We start from the raw sequence: 20333 nt of genomic DNA, 5'->3' as shown, positions 1-20333 counted from the left end.
TCACGTGACCGCAGCCGACGTCGAAGGCCCGCTCGCGGCCCGCGTCCTGGAGGCGCTCCTACGCGAGGACTACGCGGGCTTGAGGCGCTTCATCACGGACCGGACCCTGGAGATTCCCGGCCGTCGTGTGCGCCTCGCCGAGGCGCGCCCGGCCTTTCTCTCCGAACTCGTCGTGGCTCCCGAGGAGAGGTTATGGCTGAGCGACGTCTTCCACGCCGTCCGCATGGTGGCGGATCCTCGCGACGACACGGCCGCCTTCGAACGCGAATGCCTGGACGCGCTGGCGACGGCCAAGCTCCACAACGACGCGCGCCCAGCGGTGCACCGGCGGCTCGGACGGTTCCCGGACGAGCTGCGGACGGGCCCTGGCACGTTCTACGAGACGCTGGCGGCCTACCACGACCATCCGGTACACCCGACCGGCCGGAGCCGTGCCGGGCTGTCCATGGCCGATCTGAGCCGCTACGCGCCGGAGTTCGCCCCGTCGTTCCCGCTGCGCTGGGCTTCGGTACGCCACGCGACCCTCGCCGGGACGCTTCCCGGTTGCTGGCCGACCCCGGCCGACGTGGGCCTGGCCTCGGCCGACGCGCTCTTCCCCGTCCATCCGCTCGCGGTGCAGCAGGTTCGTGCCCGGCCTGGCGTGGCCGTCGCACCCGGCCCTTACCTCCAGGTCACGCCCACGCTGTCGATGCGGACCGTGGCCGCCGCGCCTCTCGGCCACCTGAAGATGCCGCTTCCGACCAGCACTCTCGGCCTCCGCAACAAGCGCACCATCATGCCGGGCACCCTTCCGGACGGCGCGCTCGTGGAACGCATCCTGCGCCAGGTCCTTCTGCAGGAACCAGCGCTTCCCGTACTTCTCGCCGACGAACAGACCTACGGCCACGCCGACGACCCGCTTCTCGGTTACATGGTGCGGCGTTTCCCAGCCGACACTGCCCGCGCGCACGTCGTCCCCGTCGCAGCGCTACTTGCCGAAGCTCCGGACAACGGTTGCGTGATCGAACGCTGGGACGTCGAAGCCCTCTTCGGCGTGTACCTGTCGGCGTTGTTCTCCTGGAACGTCATGCTGTTCCGCTACGGCATCGCGCTGGAGGCTCACCAGCAGAACGTGGCCCTCGTCCTGGACGACTCTCCGCTTCGCCTGCTCATCAAGGACAACGATGGCGCGATGATCGACCCGTCCCGGCTCCGTGAACGTCTCGCCCCGTCCCCCGGCACGGACCCGCGCGACCTCATCGACCGCCGGATGACGACCTCCGACCCGGAAACGCTCGCCCGCGTCTTCGTCACCATCACGCTGCACCTGTGCGCGGCCGCGCCCGCACTGGGCCTGGCCGAGCGTGGCCTGCTCCCGTGGCGCACCGGCCTGCGGATGATCCGGGAGCGGCTCGACGAGGCGCTCGGGCCGGAGGACGCGTTCCTGCGCAGCCGGACACTGGACGCCGCCACGCTGCCGGGCAAGGCCATGCTCACCGCCGGGACCCTCGTCGACAAGGCGAGGACCGGCGCGGCCGACATCAACAAGCACTACGGCCCACCAGGGCCCAACTACCTACGGGACGCGACGTGCTTCTGACCGAACCCGCCGTCGGCGCCGACGACGCCACCTCCACCGCGCTGCTCAACTGCCTGGTCCGGGAGGTGTGCGCACCCGAAGAGCAGACCTGGCCGGACAGCTCTCACCTTGTGGTCCGCCTCCCCCGGGCGGGTGTCGTGTTGCGTGCGGGCCTGGCTCGCCCCCCGTCGGGCCCTACCTACCGCCTGTCGCCGCCCTACGAGGAGCGTCGCGGGGACGAGTGGATTCCCGCTCCCTGGGACAGGCTGGCGAATCTGGTCGCAGGTGAACTGGAACTCGCGACCGGCCACCCGAACCCCGAATTCCTCACCCAGGTGGACGACAGCCACCGTGCGCTGACCTCCATCATCGCCGGCCGCGCCGAACCCTCGGGCGATCCCTATATCGACTCAGAGCAGTCACTTGTCGCGGGGCACCGTTTCCACCCGTCCCCGAAGGCCCGCCAAGGGTTGCCTGCCGAATGGCTCCGGTACGCACCAGAGACCCGGGCCCGTTTCCGTCCATTGTGGCTGGCCGTCCCGGAGCACCTCATCGCCGAAGAAGGGGACCCGGGCGCGTTCGCGGCTCTGGAGGCTTATGGGCCGGCCACGCCTCGGGGTCGCCGGCTGCTCCCCGTCCATCCTTGGCAGCTCTCCTTGCTGGCGGACAATCCCGTTCTGCGGAAGGCCATGGCAGACGGCTTGCTGCTCAACCTCGGCGCGTCCGAGACTGACGCGGTCCCCACGTCGTCCGTCCGCACCGTATATCTGCCGGACGCCGACGTGTTCTGCAAGTTCAGCCTGGACGTGCGCATCACCAACTGCGTCCGCAAGAACGCCTGGTACGAACTGACCGGCGCGATAGCCCTCAACGAACTACTGCGCCCAGTCTTCGAAAAGCTGAACGCCACTTTCCTCGCGGAACCCGCTTACCGCAGCCTCACCCTCCCCGACCGTCGCCTGTACGAGGGCCTTGGGGTGATTCTGCGGCAGGGCATCAAGTCTCTACCGGGAACTCCGCTTCTGGCGGGCGCCTTGGCCGATCCCTATAGCGCATTCCTCACAGACCTGCCCGCCTTGTCGGCCCTGGACGGCGCCCAAGCCTGGTGGGACGCCTACGTAGCCCAAGTTGCGCCGCCCGTACTGAGCGCCTACCTCGACCACGGCGTTGTCCTTGAGCCGCACCTTCAGAACGTACTCATCTGCGTGGACGCTGACGGAATGCCGATCCACGCCGCGTTCCGCGACCTGGAGGGCACCAAACTGACCGCAGGACGCTGGGACCTGACGCACCTCCCCGCCCGTGTGACCGATGCCCTCACCTATGGCCCCGAGCGAGGCTGGAACCGAGTCGTCTACTGCCTCCTCGTCAACCACCTCACCGAGATAGCAGCCGCAGTGGCCGACCTCCACCCGTCCTTGGAGGAAACGCTCTGGCGCAGAGCAAGAAAGCATTTCGCCGCCCACGACCACCACCCGCAGGTAAGGGCGTTGCTAGCCGGAGTCCCGCTGCCCGCCAAGGCGAACCTTCGCACCCGCTGGTCCCGGACGGCCGACCGAGGCGCGACCTACGTCCCCGTCCCGAACCCGCTGGCCGCGCCCCGACCGCTATGAACGAATACGCGCTGAACCTCGCCGGCTACCCGGCCTACCTCTACGACCTGCCAGAACTGGAAGCCCACATCCGCGCCGTTCGGGCCGCCCTCCCGGACACCGAACTCTTCTACGCCGCCAAGGCCAATCCCGACGCCGAAATCCTCCGGACCTTGGCCCCCCATGTGGACGGCATAGAGGTGTCATCCGGCGGCGAACTGGCTCACGTCAGGGAAACCCTGCCCGACATCCGCATCGCCTTCGGCGGCCCAGGCAAAACCCCCGATGAACTACACCTGGCCCAGACACTCAACGTCGACCGCATTCACATGGAAAGCCCGCGCGAGCTTTCTCACATAGCCGGACCGGCCAGCGTGCTCCTCCGCGCCAACCTCCCCCTGAACACCCCGAACGCCGCCCTGACCATGAGCGGCCCCTTCGGCATGGATGAGGACGCACTCAACGAATGCGCCCGCCGTATTGCAGAGACCACCCACATCGACCTACGAGGAGTTCACGCCCACCTGGCCTCCGGCCTGGACGCCCCCGCCATGCTGGACCTGGCCGGCCAGATCGCCGATTGGGCGCTCCCCTGGCTGGAGGCCCAAGGCGTTGACGATCCCGAACTGAACATCGGCGGCGGAATGGCCGTCGACTACGCCGACCCCGACGCCCTCTTCGACTGGGCTGATTACGGGCAGAAGCTCCCCGCAAGCCCCACCATCCGCATCGAACCGGGCCGGGCCATAACCGCCTACCACGGCTGGTACGTCACCGATGTCCTGGACGTGAAAACGACCCGAGGCGAGACCTACGTCATCCTCAGAGGCGGCACGCACCACCTGAGAACCCCCGTGACAAAAGGCCACAACCAGCCTTTCAAGGTCCTCACAACTACAGGGCCAGAAAGCCCGGCCACCCTGGTGGGGCAGCTATGCACTCCCAAGGACGTCTTCGCCCGCAACGTCCCCGTCCCGCCCCTGGCCCCCGGCGACATCATCGCCTTCACCATGGCGGGCGCCTACGCATGGAACATCTCCCACCACGACTTCCTCATGCACCCGAAGCCGGATTTCCACTACCTCACGGGCGAGGGCTGCCATACCAGCGCCAGGACGTAAGGCGCGGACGTCCGGGAAGCTCTCCGCGCCCGGTGGCCCACAGCAACGTCGGCCACGGCTCCGTGTCGTGCGGCGCGTCCGGAAACAGGCGTCCCAGCACACGCGCGCAAAGGTCGGCGGGCGGCTTCCAGGGCAGCCCCAGCCCCTCCGCCAGGTCATGTGTGTGGACGACCGTCTCCAGGATCCCCATGGCTGCGAACCCCTCGGCGTCTGCGGCGCCGAAGACGTGGTGGGCGCGGACGTCCGGGGGGACGGTGCGGACCATGGCGACCAGCAGCCCGCCGCACGCCTCAAGCACCTGCAGCAGGCCGGCGGGCCCGGCGTCACGGTTCGCATGGATCACGTTCGCGGGACCGCCGGGGCGCCGGCTCTCCCAGACGAACGGCACCTCACCGTCCATGGGCGGCGTCCCCGGCCCCAGCTGCGCGGCGTAGGCGAAGAGGTCGTCGCCGAGGTGCTCGACGGTCTCCCAGCACGTCCATTCGAGTGTCCCGGCCTTGGCGTCCCAGGCGTCGGCGGGGGCCTCGCGCAACGTGGCGACGGCAAGCCGAACGGCCAGGTCGAGATCGTCGGCGGTCACGGCGGCGGTCGGATGCGGCATGACACGACGCTACGCGACACGTGATCGCCGGCGGTCCGTCAGCCGCCGATCGGCGCGGCCGTTCCGCTCACCTCGATCCCGCCGTCTCCGGGCGGCACGTCCACGAGCAGCCGGCTGGGCCTCCCCATGTCCTCTCCCTGGTGGATGGTGATCCGCGCCGGAGGCCGGACGAGGCCGAGCGATCGCAGGTATCCGCCGAAGGCCGCAGCGGCGGCACCCGTGGCGGGGTCCTCGACGACTCCGCCGGGTGGGAACGGGTCGCGCGCGTGGAAGACCGTGTCGCTTTCCCGCCAGACGAGGTGGACGGTCGTCCAGCCGAGGCGTGCCATGAGGTCGCCGAGAGCCTCCTGGTCGTAGTCGAGGTCGGCGAGCCGCGCACGGGAGGACGCGGCGAGGATCAGGTGGTCGTTGCCCGCGTGGGCGATGCGCGGCGGAAGCGCGGCGTCGAGTTGTGAGGCGTCCCAGCGCAGGGCCGCCAGCGCCGAGGCGAGATCGGCTTCGCCGATGTCACGAACGCCGGGGGTGACGCTGGTGAGGGTGGCGAGGATCCGGCCGTCCGCCTGCCGCGTCTCGACCCCGACCTCTCCGGCCGAGGTGACGAGCCGGAGCCGTCCGGTTCCCTGCCGCTCGGCCAGCGCGACGGCGGTGGCGATCGTCGCGTGCCCGCAGAAGGCGACCTCCGCCAGTGGACTGAAGTATCGGATTCTGTAGCGGCGCTCACCCGCCTCCCCCACGTCCAGCAGGAAGGCCGTCTCGGAGTATCCGATCTCGGCGGCGATCTTCTGCATCCGCGCGGCGTCCATCTCCCGTGCGTCCAGGACGACGCCGGCCGGGTTGCCGCCCTCTCCGTCCACGTCGAAGGCGGTGTAGCGCAAAGCCGGGTTGTTCATGACGGCAGTCTGCCGCCGCGGCTACCATCGCGTCCAACGATGAATTTTGATGAATCACATCGGGATGATCGATGGAAACGCGTCTTCTGAACAGCTTCCTCACCGTCCTGCGGGCCGGGGGGATCACCGCCGCGGCCGCGGAACTGGGGTTCGTGCAGTCCACGGTCACGACGCACATCCAGACGCTGGAGCGCCTGGTCGGGACGCCGCTGCTCGACCGGCATCCCGCCGGGGTCTCCCCGACCCGCGCCGGTTCGCTGCTCGCCGAGCACGCCCGCCAGATCCTCGATCTCGAAGAGCGGATGCTCGCCGAACTCACCGCCGCCGAGCCGTCCGGTCCGATCCGGCTCTGGGCGCCGGAGTCGGTGTGCGCCTATTGGCTGGCACCTGCCCTGCCCGAGCTGCGCGCGAAGCTCCCGGACGTGAGCCTGTCGCTGTTCCCCGCCGCCACGCGGAGGGCGTTGGCCGCTCTCGCCGACCGCCGCGCCGATCTGGCGCTCGTCCTCGAACCTTCGCTGAACCCGCCCGGCGTCGACCTGGTGGATCTGGGCGTCCAGCAACTGTCTCTGGTCGCCGCGAGCACCAGCGACCTTCCACGGAACCGTCCCGTGACGCCGGCGGAGCTGGCCGCGACCGGCGTGCTGCTGCTGGAGGAGGGCTGTTCCTACAGCGACGAACTCGCCGGGTTGGTCGCCTCGTCCGATCCCACGATGTCCCCGCCCCGCTTCGGCGGCATCGAGGTCGCGAAACGATGCGTCGCCGCAGGCCTCGGTGTGTCGCTGCTCCCGACGGTGACGGTCGCGGACGAGCTCGCCGACAGCCGCCTGGTCGAACTGCGGCCACCGGCGGGGCTGGCCGAGCAGCACCTGTGGCTCGCGGAACCTTCGTCCAGATGGCGTTCCCCCGCAGTCCAGGCCGTCCACGCGACCCTCACCGCATCGATCCCCCGCATCTAGCCGAGCAGGATCGGGCTCTTGCAGCTGCCCCGCTTGTGAATGGACACCACGACGCAGACCCGGAAGCCCTCCGGCAGATCCCGGTCCTTCTTCGCGATCGAGGCGCCGCCATTCGACGGCTTCGGGAGCTTGAGTTCCCAGTTCAGCTCGAAGACGTTCGGCTGGTGCTCGACATATAGCTTGGCCGAGACCGAGGTGGACGTCGCGTTGAGAAGGCCGAAATGCTCTCCCTTGGCGTTGAAGGCCGCGTTCGCGGCAGCGTCGGTCTTCTTCCATTGGCGGGCCACCCCACCTGAGATGCCGCCCGGGTCGCCGTCGTACTGCGACGCCCAGCAGCGTGATCGCCCCTCGATCTCGCGACGCAGAGTTGGGCCATAGGCCACGGCCTGGTGTCACTTGTGGCCACCGGCCCACTCCCACACGAGGCACTCGCGCACGGGGTCCCTTTGCTGACCGCCTTGTTCGTCAGCGCAGGCGATGACCCAGGCTCATGCCGCCGGTCAGTGGAACAGGGCTGGGCACGGCCAAAGCACGATCTACAGGACAGGCCCTAGCACTCCAGCGGTAAGTCGCGATCTTCAGCGTCTTCGGGTTGCCGCGATCGAGCCACCGGACACGAGCAGCACCAGTCGCCACGGCGACACCGAGGCCGTTCCCTTTCTGCTCGGCCAAGAGTTCGGCGGCGCGGGAGACCCCGCGCCGCCGACCGTTCGTGCCCGTCTCGGGGACACATGATTGGTGCCCCCGGGCTACTCCTGGAGGGCGGTCCAGATGACGTTGCAGATGATCTTGCCGCCTTGCCGGATCTGCAGCGAGCTGCCGACCATCAGGCCACGCTCGACCTCCCGCCACTCGTTCTCGATGAGGGCCTTGATCTCGTAGGGAACTCCGTCCCCCTCGATGATCGTGCACGGCCTGCCATCGCCTGCAGCGCCCGGCGGCGGAGGCGACAGTTCGTATTCGCACTCGGTCACCTTCAGGCGGAACCTGGGCGCCCACCGGGCCAGGTCGGACGACGCCGGCCCGATCGCGGTGAGACGGATGTCCACAGGCAGGTGTTCGGGGTCTTTGCGTTGTGTATTCATGCGGTCTACCGTCGGCGCTCTCCCATGATCGGCAAGCGTCAATACGGCGTCGCGGCCAGCAGCAGCACCTCGGCCACCTGTCGCACGCGCTCGGGATCGTCGCGCATCCCCATCTGCACCATCGCAGCTCCCTCGCCAGGCGGCCCTTCAGTGCTCCAGCGGTGAGTCGTGATGACGGCCACCGCGTGATCAGCGCTCCCGCCACTGGTCACGCTGGCGCCGATGCCATCAAGCCAACGCCCTCACATGCCACCACCAGCGACAACAGACCCGAAGACGCTGAAGATCGCGACTTACCACTGGAGTACGAGCCGCCCCATCTCGGAGGCGCGCGGAGAAGCGTTCTTTGAGCGGCTCGTAGTCGTGCTCGGGGAAAAACTGCTAGTTGAAGGCACCCTTGGTCGGCGGCGGGCGCCTTGATCTCCTGCTCGCCCACGAGGCGGCGGCGGATGATCATCCCAGCCGCCCGAAACGGTACAAGGCGGCGAACAGGATGAACGCCGCAGGCGATCAGCGCCGGTCGGGGCGGGCGATGTACCAGGCGCCGGATGGTGTGATCCAGAGAAGGATTCCGGGCCAGACCTGATGGAGTTTCCAGCCCGGTGTCTGCTTCAACCTGTGATGCCGTCTGCAGAGTGGAGCGAGATTGCATCGGCAGGTAGTGCCGGGCCGCCAGGGAATGGTGTGGTCGATGTCACATCGATGGACCGGCTGGTTGCAGGTGGGAAACACACAGGTGGCGTGCCGAGCTTCTATTTCCAGGCGCAGTGCGGCGGTCGGTCGGTAACCGGGCCGCCCGTGCCGTTCATCGCGCCCTCGGCAGGCGGCGTCACGAGCTTCGGTGAGCTCGTGGTGGATACGCTGCGCGGCCCGTCGAACGGCGATGGGCAGTCGCCCAGGCTGAACACGGTCACGCACATGCGCAAGCCGCCGCTCGATCCCGTCGACCAACTCCGACACGAACACACCATCGCCCGCCACGGGACGCCCACCCTGTTCGGCGGCGTCAACGATGTTCAAAGAGCTGGAAGAGCTCAATGAGCTAGAAGCCGACTCGACCGCGTCAAGGCGTCCTTCAATGTCAGGCCCGAGGGCGCGTAGGGCGGCGGGGAGTTCGGTGCCGTGCAGGAGTTGGGTGGCCAGGTCGGCGCGGATGAGGTTCAGGGGCCGGGGATCGCCGTCATGCTTGAGGCCCTGCGCGGCAGCAGTGATCTTGTTGAAGATCGCGTGGGCGTCCTCGGCGGCCAGGTCGCACAGGGCCAGATCGGTGGTGCCGGACGGGGTGTCCCATATCTCCAGCCGCCGCTGCCGCACCGCTTCACGCTTGCGTTCCTCGACCGCCTCGGGCGCGAGCCGCTCCGCCAGCCGTTTGATCCGGCGGCGGAGTTGCCCGGTGGTCTGGGTGGACGCCTTCTCCAGGGCGGCGGCTTCGACCTTCTCGGTGGCCTCGTCGGGGAGGGTCTCGGTGGCGTCGCTGATAGCGCGGGCCTTGGACAGGTCGATTCGTCCGGCTTCAAGTGCGGCGCCGGTGGCGGCCAGTGGACCGACGAGGCGCTCGGCAAGGTGAACGAGGGTGGCGGCAGTGTTGCCGGTGACGCTCAGGGCCGCGCTGACCTCTTCGGTGACCGCCTCCTGCGCGGACAGCATGCGGTAGTCGGGGTCGCCGTCGGCTTCGGCTTCGGCGCGGGTGCGACGCTGGTGAAGCTCGGCGATTGCGGCCAGTTCGCGGGCCTGGGCCCAGGACGTCTGGCGGCGCGCAGCGGCAGCCACCTGAAGAAGTTCGTCGTCCGTGAGGTCGGTGAGGCGTTCCTTACCACCGGAAAGACAGATCGCCAATTGAGGACCAGGCGGGAACCACGCCCGGTCCTCCCATTCACGCTGACGATCAACGTTTTCGGCCGACACCGACACGCAGGTTCACCCCAACTTCAACCTTCCATAATTATAAGGCAATGCATAGACAATGACGACACAGCAATCCGGACAAGCCACATTATCGTCACATCTTTTTTCCTGCAATTCCAAAAACTGTAACCGGTTGCGGTTCCTGATCGTCCACCGGTCGGCGCATGGCTGGGGACGGCTTTATCGGAGTAGGTGTGGTTGCTGCAGGTGGACGGCTGAGGTGACCACTGCAGCCCACCGCGCATGTATCGCCGTCCAGCCGGTTGCCGTCACGTTGGTTGCGGTCGTAGGCAGGGGTTTTGTGTCTGGGGTGAAGGGCGGCACGGGGCACGGCGGCCAGCGCGCGCTTCGCGCGCGCCATCACCAACAACCCGTGCCCTCACCCTCCTTGCCGCCGCCTTTTTGCCGCGCACAGCGCGGCACCTGCAGCAACCACGCACCAAACCGAAACAAAATCACCCATCACTAACCGACCACCGCAACCAACGTGCCAGCAACCGACAACAACGCAAATGAGCGCAGCCGCCTTCGGAAGGCCACCTCAGCCGTCCATCTACAGCAACCACACTAAAACCAATAGAAAAAGAGGCCCCAGCCACGCACGCACCGGAAAGGAGCGCGCCAGTCCCAAGCCGACGGCGGCCCTGAGCACAAACGACGCCCTGAGCGCAAACGACACCGCACACCGGCAAATATCTCGCACGAAGCCGGGTATGCCAGACTCGTCCACGCGAAGCCCAATACCCCGAACAGGAGACGCGTGCAGTTGCTTGACCGGGTGCGTTCCGTCGCGAGTCTTGGAATCAGGGCGACCCGTGCCGTGCGGGACGCCGGGGTCATGCGCCCCGTCCGCCCCGATCGAGCGGCGCGGCTTGCGCTCCCCTATGCGCGGTTCGGCCCGGTCCCAGCAACGATAAGCGCGATGTCCGCGCTGCGATTCCCCGACCGGACGGCGCTGATCGACGAACGCGGCGCGCTGTCCTACGCGGAGCTCGAACAACGAGCAGCGGCGCTGGCCACGGCCCTGAGAACCCGCCTCGCCGACACGCGAGGCAACAGCAGAGTCGGAGTTCTGTGCCGGAACCACCGGGGCTTTGTTGAGACACTTCTGGCCGCGTCCCGCCTGGGCAATGACGTCGTGTTGCTGAACACCGACTTCTCCGCAACCCAACTGGGACAGGTCGTCCAGCGTGAAGGCATCGAACTACTCGTCCACGACGAGGAATTCGACCAAACAGTCGACGCTTCGAAATTCACCGGAACCCGCCTGATCGCCTGGGCAGAAAGCACGGACAACCGCAAGAACACAGACAACCGCGAGAACACCGAGAACACCGGCCCCGAGACGATCGACATCCTGATCGCCCAGACCGACCCCGAACCGGCAAAGCCCGACCGCACGAGCAACGTCATCGTGATGACGTCGGGAACGACCGGCACCCCGAAGGGCGCTCGCCACGACCTGTCGGTCTCGTCGCTCCTCCCAGCGGCGCTCAGTCATCTGATGCGCGTCCCGGTCCGTTCCGGGGCACCGATCGTCATCGCGCCGCCGCTTTTCCACATGCTCGGGTTCGCCTACACGACGGTCGGGCTCGGAATGGGCATGCCACTCGTCCTGTCCCGCCGTTTCGACGCCCGGCGGACATTGGAGACGATCGCGGACTGCAAGGCGGAGACGCTGGTCGCGGTGCCCGTCATGTTGCAGCGCATCCTGGACGTGGAGGACGCGCCGCGAACACCGTCCCTCCGCGTCGTCGTGTGCGGCGGCTCGGCGCTGCATCCGCACCTCTCCGATGCATTCATGGACGCGTTCGGCGACGTGCTCATCAACGTGTACGGCGCGACCGAGACCGGGTGGGCGACGATAGCGACGCCGCAGGATCTGCGGGACGCGCCCGGCACGGTCGGGAAGCCGTCCTTCCGGCTCACGATCAAGATCCTCGGCGAGGACGGGCGGGAACTGCCGCCGGGCGAGACCGGTGAGATCTACACCGGCGGCGGACTGCGGTTCGCCGGCTACACCGGTGGCGGCGGCAAGCGGGTGCGGGACGGCCTCACGGGCACCGGCGACCTCGGCCATTTCGACGAGGCGGGACGGCTGTTCATCGACGGCCGCGCCGACGACATGATCGTCTCGGGCGGGGAGAACGTGTTCCCCGGCGAGGTCGAGAACCTGCTCGGCGGCCACCCGGACGTGGCCGAGGTGTCGGTGACCGGGGTGGACGACGAGCGGTTCGGCCAGCGGCTCGCCGCCCACGTGGTCAGGAACGAGGGCGCGACGGTCACCGAAGACGATCTCAAGGCGTACGTGAAGGAGCGCCTGGCCCGGTACAAGGTCCCGCGGGACATCCGGTTCGTCCGGGAGCTCCCCCGCACCAGCACCGGCAAGATCAAGACGCGCGCCCTCGGCCGCTGACGAAGGGAACGCCCGGGCCCAAGGCCGCGAGGTCCCGGGCGTGCCCGGTCACGGGGTCAGGCCGCGCCGGCCCTGTTCTTGGCGGCCATGCAGATGCGGGCGAGGTCGTTGAGCGCGTCGGCCCGGCGCTCGTCCAGCGTCCGCCGGTCGCCCGGCCCGGCCTCGGCGAGGGTGTCGATCACCAGGGAGAACACCGGCCATTCGGCGGGGCCGATGGCGCCCTGGAAGTCGACGCCGTCCGCGAGGTCGTCCAGGTCGAGGTTGCGGGCGAAGGTGGCGAGGGCGGCCTCGGCCGCGACGACGCCGATGCGCATCGCCAGCGCGGCAGGCTCGCGATCGAGGGAGCGCACGTTGCTAGAACCCATGTTCGACAACCTAGAACATGCGAGCGACCCACGTCGAACGTTTGCTCGAAACGCAACCAGAATCTGGAACCTAGCCGGCGATCGCCTGTTGGAAAAGGTACGAATGCGTGAAGTGAAGCACGCCGTCGCGCATGCTCGGACGCATGCCGGTGACCGGCCCGCCCGCCAGCTCGTCCTCCAGCTCCCGCCTGACCTGGGCGGCGACGTCCGCCGGGGTGTGCGAGAAGTCCAGCCACGGGTCCAGCGGGCGGCTGTAGTCGAAACGCTCGGCGCGCTTGACCTCCGCCCCCGCCGAGGTGACGAGTTCCGCGATCCGCGACTCGGTGAGCGCGGTCCCGTGCGAGGGGTCGCGGAGCCGCTCGATGCGGTCGAGGTCTCCGTCCAGGCCCGCCGGACGGACGAGATCGGCGATGATCAGGGCGGCGCCGGGCCGGCTGACCCGGACCATCTCCTTCACGACGGCCTCCGGGTCGGCGACCTGGTGCAGCGAGAAGCGCGTGACGACCAGCGTGAACGACCGGTCGAGGTAGGGCATGGCGGTGGCGTCCCCATGCGCGAAGGTGACGTTCGTGAGGCCGGCGTGGTCGGCGCTCCGCTTGCCTTCGGCGAGCATCGCGGGCGTGAGGTCGAGTGCCGTGACGTGCCGGACGCGGCGGGCGATCGCGCGGGACACGATGCCGGTGCCGGCGGCGACCTCCAGCACGACGTCCTCCAGGTCGAGTTCCGGGTCCATGAACCGGACGAGCCGGTCCACGTGGCGGGTGAACGGGGCGTTCAGCCTTGGGTCGGCGAACCCGGCCGCCTGCTTGGAGAACTCCCGTACGACCTTCTCGTCATGGGTCACCGTCACGTCGCCTCCTCGGATGGTTGCCCGGATCATCCCCGAAACCACGCACGGTGAACAGAGGCAGTGACTAGGCGGCCGGGACGTTCTCCAGGAGGGCGGCGAGGCCGGTCGCGTCCAGGAGATCAGCGGGCCGGACGGTGATATTGGCGCTGACATAGTGGAATGCGGCGCTGACCTGTGAGACGTCCACTCCGGTCAGTTCGGCCCATGCGAGCCGATATGCGGCGAGTTGCACCGATACGAAGCGCGCCTCTTCCCCGGACGGCGGGGAGCCGGTCTTCCAGTCGACGACCTCGTATCCGCCGCCCGGCGACCGGAACACGGCGTCCATCCGGCCCCTGATCAGCCGGTCGCCGATGATGGTCTCGAACGGAACCTCGATGTCGAGCGGTTCCCGCGCCGCCCATTCCGACTCCTCGAAGCGGTCGCGCAGCCGCGCGAGGTAGGAGTCATCGGCGGCGCCCTCGTCGGCGGCGCCGGGCAGTTCGTCCGGGTCGAGGAGGCGCTGCTGCCCCCAGCGGCTCTCCAGCCAGGCGTGAAAGGCCGTGCCGCGCCGCGCGTACGGGGCGGGCGGACGCGGCATGGGCCGGCGGATCTGCCGGGCCAGCGCGGCCGGGTCGCGCGCGAGCGACACCAGCGACGACACCGACAGGTGGGCGGGCAGTTCGACGAGCAGCCCGTCGCCGCCGCGTCCCCGGTCGCGTTCGGCGAGCAGCAGTTCGACGTCGCGCGCCCACGCGGTCATGCGGCCCCGGTCGGCGTCGGACAGCCCGGCGTCCCCCGCCCAGTGCCGTGTCCGCCCGGCCATCTCGTCCTCGACCATGCGGGCGGCGTCGACGACCGCCTCGTACCGTTCTCGGGCCGAGATGTCCGAATGGCCGCGTTCTCCGGGCGTGGCGGGCCAGTGCGCCTCGTCGGGGTCGGCGAGCAGCGGGTTCTCGGCGCCCTCCTCCGGAGGGGCGGCCCACATCGCGACGGACCCTGCCCCGGCGACGCAGACCGCCCGTACCTCTTCCAGGAACGGGGACGGCCCGAGCGGGCGTCCCGACGCACCCCACCAGTAGCCGGTCGTGATGAGCAGGCTGGACGCCCGCGTGACCGCCACGTAAGCGAGCCGCCGCTCCTCCCGGAGGTCGCGCTCGGAGCACGCCTGGTCGAACGCTGCGAGGTCGTCCTTCTCCAGCCCGTTCAGCGCGGGCAGGTCGGCGCGGTCGCCGCGCAGCATGAACGGCAGGACGCGCGGGTTCGCCGTCCAGCGGGTCGCGTTCTGCGGCGGCGACGGGAAGATCGACCCTTTGGCGGGGGCGCCGTTCTTCTGCGGGACGTACGACAGGCCTGGGACGACGACGACCGGCCATTCCAGCCCCTTGGACGCGTGGACGGTCAGGAGCTTGACGCTGTCGGTCTCCCCGACCCGCCCCGCCTCCAGCCCGAACTCCTCGGTCTCGGCCGCCTTGAGGTAGGCGAGGAACGCGCCGAGCGTCGGGTCTTCGGCGTCGCCGGCGAACGTCGCGGCGGCGTCGATGAAGGCGTCGAGGTCGGCGCGGGCGGTGACCGGGTCGAGACCGGACCGCGCGGCGACCTCGATGTCGAGGCCGAGCGCGCGTTCCGCCTCGTTGACGAGGTCGGGCAGCGGCAGGCCGACCTGGCTCCGCAGCATGCGCAGCTCGTCGCGCAGACGCCGCAGCCGTCCGTATCCCTCGGGCGAGTACGCCTCGGACGCGCCGAGGTCGTCGAGCGCGTCGACGAGGCTGCCGGTCTCCTGGTTCAGCTCACTGACGAGCGCCCGAAGCGGATCGACAGCAGCCCCCGAGCCCTCCCCGGGAGGCTCCGCGCCGGACACGGCCTCCCTTGAGGCGACACTCCCCACGGCCCCCGCCGAGGCGACCCCCCGCACGGCCTCCGCCGAGGCGACATCCCGTGCCGCCTCCGGCGAAGCCGCACCGTGCGCCACCTCCGGAGAGGCGATACCTCGTGCTGGCTCTGGGGGGGTGACGTCGCGGGTTGTCTCGTGGGCCAGGGTGCGGGCTCGGCGGCCGAGGGCTACGAGGTCGCGGGGGCCGAGGCGCCAGCGGGGGCCGGTGAGCAGCCGGGCTAGGGACGCCCCGGCGGTCGGGTCGTGCATGACGCGCAGTGTGGCGACCACGTCCTGGACCTCGGGGACGGTGAGGAGCCCGCCGAGCCCGACCACCTCGACCGGGATGCCGCGGGCCTCCAGGGCCCGCCGGATCAGCGGGAACTGCGACCGTTTCCGTGCGAGGACGGCGACGTCGGAGTACTGGAGCGGCTCGGCCTGTGGCGCGCCGTCCGGGGAGGTCTCGGGGTCGGCGGACATGAGCGACGCGATGCGGGCGGCGATGCGGTCGGCCTCGTCCTCGACGGTGGGGAGGAGCGCGCATTCGACGCGTCCGCGGCCCTCCCGTCCGGTGCCCGGAATGAGGCGGGGCACGGCTTTGGTCTCGGCCCGCAACTCCTCCTGGATCCTGGCCGCCGCCTCCAGGATCTGCTCGCCGTTCCGGAACGACCGGCTCAGCTGGACGACCGGCGCGGGCACCGGGCGCCCGCCGGCGACCCCCGGCTGCGTGGGGAAGTCGTAGGCGAACCGCAGCAGGTTCCCGGCGCTCGCGCCACGCCACCCGTAGATCGACTGGCACGGGTCGCCGACCGCCGTGACGGGGTGCCCGTCCGCGAACAGGGAGCGCAGCAGGACGAGCTGCGCCTGGCTGGTGTCCTGGTACTCGTCCAGGAGGACGACGGAGAACCGCGACCGCTCGATCATCCCGACCTCGGGATGCTTGTAGGCGATGCGTGCGGCCAGGGCCATCTGGTCACCGTGGTCGATGACCTCACGGTCGGCCTTGGCGCGCCCGTACGCGTCGATGAGCGGCATGAGCTGTTCGCGGACGGCGTGCTTGGCGAGGATGTCGCGCTGCGCCTTGAGCGGCTTCTTCACCGCGGCGAGCCGCTCGTCCAGCCATGTCCCGACCTTGCGGACGTCCTCGGCGGTCCGCAGGTGCTCCGCCAGGTCTCCGGCCAATTCCATGACGGCCTTGGTGACGGTGTCGGGCTGCCAGTCGATGCGGTCCATGGGGCCGTTGTAGGTGTCGACCACCCGCGAGCAGATCTGCCAGGCGACGGCCGGTGAGACCAGCCGCATCGTGGGTTCGAGGGCCTCGCGCAAGGCGTGGTCACCGAAAAGCCGTGCCGCGTACGAATGGTAGGTGGACACCATCGGCTCGCCGTCGAACAGCGCTTCGCCGCCGAGCCGCTCCAGCTCGTCCCCGGGCAGGACCTCGCGGAGCTTGTCGAGCCGTTTCCGCACGCGCACGCCGAGTTCGGCCGCGGCCTTGCGGGTGAACGTCAGCCCGAGGACGCGCTCCGGCCGGACGAAGCCGTTCGCGACCAGCCACACGACCCGTGCGGCCATCGTCTCGCTCTTCCCTGACCCGGCACCGGCGATCACCGCCATGGGCGCCATCGGCGCCTCGATCACCCGGGCCTGTTCGTCCGTCGGCTCCGGGATCTCCAGCAGCCGGGCCAGCTCTCCCGGCGTGATCACCCCACTCCCCCCGAGCTAGCCGGTCACCAACCTGCCCGCGCCGTCATGGACGGGGCAGCAAGAGCGTACGGCAGCACCGCCCTGGTCCCTACCTCGCCGTACCGGTCCCCTACCGCGCCGCTCTAGTCCCCCACCTGTCCGCCCTCGTCGTGCACAGGGCAGCAGGAGCGTACGGGACAGGTGCGACACTTGTCGTTCGCCCGCGCCTGGAACACATCACCGGCCATGCCCGTCGCGACGATCTCGACGAGTTTCTTGGGCCAGTCGGGGTCCTCGTCGTCGGCGGGCGGCGGCTGCTCCTGTTCGCGCGCCTTCGCAGTGAACGCGGCCTTGCCGACCTGGACGAGCTTGGCCCCGCCCGGCTCGATCAGCCCGTGCCGCTCGAACGCGCCGAGCATCACCGCGTACTGGTAGACGCCGAGCTGCGGGTGGCGGGCCAGGTCGTCCTTCGGGACGGCGGTGGACGACGTCTTGATGTCGATGATGACCGCGCGGCCCTGCTCGTCGCGTTCGGCGCGGTCGATGCGGCCCTTGATGACGACGCGGCCGAGGTCGACCTTGAACGACTCTTCCAGCGCGACGACCTCGTTGGGGTTGTCGCGGTGCCACGCGAGGAACTTGTCGACCATCGTCGTGGCCTGCTCGCGCTGCTTCTCCGAGTACCAGGAGCTGCGGAACTCCAGGTCGTTCCAGATCTCGTCCAGCCGTTCGGCGACGTGGACCTCGTCGATGCCGTCGTCGGCGCCGGCCATCTCGGCGACCGCGTGGACGACCTTGCCCATGGTGCTGTACTCGTTGGGCCCGCCCTCCTGCGCGCCGACCGCCGACGCGAGCAGCCAGCGCAGCCCGCAGGTGGTGAACGCCTCGACCTGGGACGGAGAGATCGTGATGGGCTCGTCGTCGGCGAAGGCCGGTCCGGTGTCGGACAGCGCGGTGATGGCGTACCAGTTCTCCGGCTTCGCCCCGCGTACGCCCGCGCGCGCCAGGCGCGCCAGGTGCCCGGCGGCCGCGCGCCGCAGCGGTTCCGGACGGGACGGGTCCGCGACCGCGGAGCGCAGGTCGGCGACGAGCGCGGAGAGCGAGAGCCACCGGGTCTTCTCGTCCAGCTGCGACTGTTCGATCGCACCGGGGAGCAGCTCGTTCAGGAACCGGGACGGCCGTTCCTCCGTGTCGTCGCCGCCGACGGCCGTCACGATGAGGCGCTTGCGGGCGCGCGTGACCGCGACGTAGAAGAGGCGCCGTTCCTCGTCGAGCATCTTGGCGGCCATCGAGGCGCCGGCCGCGGCGTCCCCTTCCGGCTCGGCGCCGGCCGCGTGCTCGATCATCTCCTCGACGCCGAGCAGGGACCCGCGCAGCCGCACATCGGGCCAGACGCCCTCCTGGACGCCGGCGACCACGACGACGTCCCACTCCAGGCCCTTGGAGCGGTGCGCGGTGAGGATCCTGACCGCCTCGCCTTCCGGCGCCTGCTCGGCGAGCGTGTCGCCGGCGATCTCCTGGGACGCGATGTTGTCGACGAACAGTTCGGGCCCCGCCTGGGGGAGCCGGTCGACGAACCGCGCGGCATGGTCGAACAGCGCCACGACGGCGTCGAGGTCGCGGTCGGCCGCCGCGCCGCGCGTCCCGCCCTTGACGCTCTGCTCAAGCAGGACGTCGGCCTGGCCGCTCTCCTGCCAGACGGCCCACAGCACGTCCTCGGCGGTGCCGCCGTCGTGGACACTGCGGCGCGCCACTTCGAGCAGGTGCGCGATCCGTTCGGCGGGTGCGCGGACCTTCTCGTGGACGAGGACAAGCTCGCGAGCGTCGTCCACGGCCGCGACCAGAAGCTCCCCCAGCGGACGCTGCCCACCCGACAGCTCCTCCAGGTCACGCAAGGCGCGCTTGAGCCGGCGCATGGCCAACGCATCGGCACCGCCCAGCGGCCCTGTCAGCAGGTCTTCCGCCACGACCTCGTCCAGGAAGCCCTTCTTCAGTGCCGCCCGCAGCAGAACAAGGAAAGGACGGACGGCCGGCTCCGCAACCAACGGAACCTCGTCGCCGGCGACGACGACCGGCACACCGGCCTGCGCGAGAGCTCGACGCAGCACCGGGACTTGGCGCACGGCACTTCGCACCAGAACCGCCATACGCGACCAGGGGACGCCGTCGAGCAGATGGGCGCGACGCAGTTCGTCGGCGACCAGTGCCGACTCCTGGCTTTCGGAGTCGGCGATCACCGCACGCACTTCATCGGGGGGTCCAGGGGGGGCGCCCCCCCTGGAAGACGCAGCGCGCACTTCGCCGTCCTCCGGCTCCTCCACCGGGTTCAGCGCGCGGTGCTCGGCGGCACCGGCCGACCCGGCGGGCAGCCGCCGGGCGATCCGCCGCGACGCCGTGAGGATCTCCGGCCCCATCCGCCGGCACGTCCGCAGCGCCACCACGGGCGCCGGATCGCCGTCCAGAGTCAGGAAGCGGCCGGGGAACTCCTGGATGCCGCGCACGTCGGCGCCCCGGAACCCGTAGATGGACTGGTCAGGGTCGCCGACCACGACCAGGTCGCGTCCCTCCCCGGCCAGGTGGTGCAGGAGGGCCTCCTGCGCGGGGTCGGTGTCCTGGTACTCGTCCACGAAGACGATGTCGTAGGCGTCCCGTTCCCGGATCCGCACCTCCTCGTCCGCGAGCATCCCCGCGGCCATGTGAATCAGCTCGCCGTAGTCGTACGTGGGCACGGGGTCGAGGAGGAACCGGTCCACGTAGCGGTCCATGAACGCGCCGATGGCGGGCCAGTCGTCGCGTCCGCGCATGCGTCCCAGGGCGACGAGATCTTCCGCGACGTACTGCCGCTCGATCGCGCGCAAGGTGAAGTCACGCAGCTCTTCGGCGAAGCCACGCGTCGCCAGAGCGGCCCGGAGCCGCTCCGGCCAGTCACGCGCACCGTCCGCAAGCTCGCCCTCAAGCAGCCGCCGGACCTCCAGCAGCTGCTCCGGCCCGGACAACAGCCGCGGAGCCGGCTCTTCGTTCAGCACGGCATCGCGCCGGATCAGCGCGTACGCGTAGCTGTGGAAGGTGAGGGCGAGCGGTGTCCGCGTCGTCCGGTGCAGGCGGCCGGTGATGCGCTCCCGCAGTTCCCCCGCGGCCTTGCGGCTGAACGTCAGGACGAGCACGCGCTCGGGGTCGACGCCCCGGTTCTCGATGCGGTCGACGACCGCCTCCACGATCGTGGTCGTCTTCCCGGTGCCCGGCCCGGCCAGGACCAGCAGCGGCCCGCCGGCATGCTCGACGACCCGGCGCTGCCGCTCGTCGAGCACAGGCGGGACGGCCCGCGCGGGACCCGCGCGGCGCACGAGACGGTAGGAAGCAGACGGCACAACAGTTCATTGGAACAGATCACCGGGGCTGTTCTGACCACAACGCACGCATGTCGCGGAAGGGAAAAACCACCGCCGGCCCGTCTCCGCA

Annotated in this window: 15 protein-coding genes; 5 read left to right on the top strand and 10 right to left on the bottom strand. The window is 69.8% G+C overall.

Annotated elements, in window-relative coordinates; genetic code table 11:
- Window positions 1-4: 4 nt before the first annotated feature.
- Genes ACQPZP_RS10745 through ACQPZP_RS10735 form a run of 3 tightly spaced genes read left to right on the top strand, consistent with a single transcriptional unit; the run spans window position 5 to window position 4271 of the window.
- Window positions 5-1579 carry an IucA/IucC family protein gene (locus ACQPZP_RS10745; RefSeq protein ID WP_433477485.1) on the top strand — a complete coding sequence of 525 codons (1575 nt, stop codon included), beginning with the start codon at window positions 5-7 and terminating at the stop codon, window positions 1577-1579.
- A complete protein-coding gene (locus ACQPZP_RS10740) occupies window positions 1570-3171 on the top strand; it encodes an IucA/IucC family protein (protein WP_433477484.1) in 1602 nt (533 codons plus the stop codon). The genes ACQPZP_RS10745 and ACQPZP_RS10740 overlap by 10 nt, the downstream gene beginning before the upstream one ends.
- Window positions 3168-4271: an alanine racemase gene (locus ACQPZP_RS10735; RefSeq protein ID WP_433477483.1), complete on the top strand. Its 1104-nt coding sequence runs from the start codon at window positions 3168-3170 to the stop codon at window positions 4269-4271. The genes ACQPZP_RS10740 and ACQPZP_RS10735 overlap by 4 nt, the downstream gene beginning before the upstream one ends.
- Here ACQPZP_RS10735 and ACQPZP_RS10730 read toward each other — a convergent pair.
- The gene (locus ACQPZP_RS10730) at window positions 4234-4872 is read right to left on the bottom strand and encodes a maleylpyruvate isomerase N-terminal domain-containing protein (RefSeq protein WP_433477482.1); all 639 of its coding nucleotides are present in this window, start codon (window positions 4870-4872) and stop codon (window positions 4234-4236) included. The two genes, ACQPZP_RS10735 and ACQPZP_RS10730, sit on opposite strands and share 38 nt — an antisense overlap.
- Before the next feature lie 38 nt (window positions 4873-4910).
- On the bottom strand, window positions 4911-5762 hold the full coding sequence (locus ACQPZP_RS10725) for a PhzF family phenazine biosynthesis protein (protein ID WP_433477481.1): 852 nt from the start codon (window positions 5760-5762) through the stop codon (window positions 4911-4913).
- Window positions 5763-5833: 71 nt separating this feature from the next.
- On the opposite strand from ACQPZP_RS10725, the gene ACQPZP_RS10720 reads away from it, so the two are divergent.
- The gene (locus tag ACQPZP_RS10720; protein WP_433477480.1) at window positions 5834-6718 is read left to right on the top strand and encodes a LysR family transcriptional regulator; all 885 of its coding nucleotides are present in this window, start codon (window positions 5834-5836) and stop codon (window positions 6716-6718) included.
- On the opposite strand, the gene ACQPZP_RS10715 is transcribed toward ACQPZP_RS10720, so the two are convergent.
- From ACQPZP_RS10715 to ACQPZP_RS10700, 4 genes are all read right to left on the bottom strand, one after another.
- A complete protein-coding gene (locus ACQPZP_RS10715; protein ID WP_433477479.1) occupies window positions 6715-7101 on the bottom strand; it encodes a hypothetical protein in 387 nt (128 codons plus the stop codon). The two genes, ACQPZP_RS10720 and ACQPZP_RS10715, sit on opposite strands and share 4 nt — an antisense overlap.
- Before the next feature lie 366 nt (window positions 7102-7467).
- Complete coding sequence (locus ACQPZP_RS10710) at window positions 7468-7803, bottom strand: hypothetical protein (protein WP_433477478.1); 336 nt, start codon at window positions 7801-7803, stop codon at window positions 7468-7470.
- A 38-nt stretch (window positions 7804-7841) separates the two neighbouring features.
- Window positions 7842-7985: a hypothetical protein gene (locus ACQPZP_RS10705; protein WP_433477477.1), complete on the bottom strand. Its 144-nt coding sequence runs from the start codon at window positions 7983-7985 to the stop codon at window positions 7842-7844.
- Window positions 7986-8313: 328 nt separating this feature from the next.
- Window positions 8314-9714 (bottom strand): DUF222 domain-containing protein, encoded by a 1401-nt coding sequence (locus tag ACQPZP_RS10700; protein WP_433477476.1) that lies wholly within the window; start codon window positions 9712-9714, stop codon window positions 8314-8316.
- Between the two features lie 916 nt (window positions 9715-10630).
- On the opposite strand from ACQPZP_RS10700, the gene ACQPZP_RS10695 reads away from it, so the two are divergent.
- Entirely contained in the window at window positions 10631-12124 is a 1494-nt protein-coding gene (locus tag ACQPZP_RS10695) for an AMP-binding protein (RefSeq protein ID WP_433477475.1), read from the top strand.
- A 56-nt stretch (window positions 12125-12180) separates the two neighbouring features.
- Here the strand turns inward: ACQPZP_RS10695 and ACQPZP_RS10690 are convergent, their stop codons facing one another.
- The 4 genes from ACQPZP_RS10690 to ACQPZP_RS10675 all read right to left on the bottom strand — a co-directional run bounded on the left by ACQPZP_RS10690 (window position 12181) and on the right by ACQPZP_RS10675 (window position 20242).
- A complete protein-coding gene (locus tag ACQPZP_RS10690) occupies window positions 12181-12489 on the bottom strand; it encodes a hypothetical protein (protein WP_433477474.1) in 309 nt (102 codons plus the stop codon).
- Window positions 12490-12559: 70 nt separating this feature from the next.
- Entirely contained in the window at window positions 12560-13339 is a 780-nt protein-coding gene (locus ACQPZP_RS10685) for a class I SAM-dependent methyltransferase (RefSeq protein WP_433477473.1), read from the bottom strand.
- A gap of 64 nt (window positions 13340-13403) precedes the next feature.
- Complete coding sequence (locus ACQPZP_RS10680) at window positions 13404-16895, bottom strand: ATP-dependent helicase (RefSeq protein ID WP_433477472.1); 3492 nt, start codon at window positions 16893-16895, stop codon at window positions 13404-13406.
- Window positions 16896-17017: 122 nt separating this feature from the next.
- Window positions 17018-20242, bottom strand: coding sequence for an ATP-dependent helicase (locus ACQPZP_RS10675; protein ID WP_433477471.1), 3225 nt, complete (start codon window positions 20240-20242; stop codon window positions 17018-17020).
- Window positions 20243-20333: the final 91 nt, after the last annotated feature.

The sequence above is a fragment of the Spirillospora sp. CA-142024 genome, from assembly GCF_050942325.1.
Taxonomy (GTDB): domain Bacteria; phylum Actinomycetota; class Actinomycetes; order Streptosporangiales; family Streptosporangiaceae; genus Spirillospora.
The sequence above is the reverse complement of the archived record's forward strand: the minus strand, read 5'-3'. Positions and strand labels throughout refer to the sequence as shown.